Source organism: Polaribacter sargassicola (assembly GCF_021991835.1).
Classification (GTDB): Bacteria; Bacteroidota; Bacteroidia; order Flavobacteriales; family Flavobacteriaceae; genus Polaribacter; species Polaribacter sargassicola.
In genome coordinates this window covers 1-327 of record NZ_JAHDAU010000120.1, presented here as the reverse complement: position 1 = coordinate 327, position 327 = coordinate 1, and the positions used below count along the sequence as shown (strand labels likewise).

The 327-nt window shown below is 66.7% G+C and carries 2 protein-coding genes; one reads left to right on the top strand and one right to left on the bottom strand.

Annotation, left to right across the window (positions count from 1 at the left end):
• Positions 1-191, top strand: a 191-nt coding sequence (locus tag KI686_RS16110; RefSeq protein WP_237590343.1) for a WXG100 family type VII secretion target, incomplete at its 5' end; no start/stop codon positions are given.
• A gap of 28 nt (positions 192-219) precedes the next feature.
• On the opposite strand, the gene KI686_RS17145 is transcribed toward KI686_RS16110, so the two are convergent.
• Positions 220-327 (bottom strand): helix-turn-helix domain-containing protein, encoded by a 108-nt coding sequence (locus KI686_RS17145; protein WP_368735878.1) that lies wholly within the window; start codon positions 325-327, stop codon positions 220-222.

Genomic DNA, 327 nt, shown 5'->3' with positions numbered 1-327 from the left:
ACCGCGAAGCGAAACTGCTTCAATCCCAGTGGACGGGTGAAGCACAAGAGGCCTACCGGGCAGCACACGACCAGTGGACCGCCGCCCACCAGGCCATGAACGACGTCCTCCGCGAGATGACCCGCCGCCTCGCAAACACCAACCAGCACAGCATCGACGCCCACACCCACGCAACCGACATCTGGACATGAGCACGAAGGCGGCCCTCCAGTCAGGCCCTCACCGCCCGGAGGCCAGCAGCGCCAGGTGGAGCGCGGAGAGGGTCTCGCCGTCGTCGAGGTCGGCACCCAACAGGTCGGCGATCAGCGCGATGCGCTGGTAGAACAC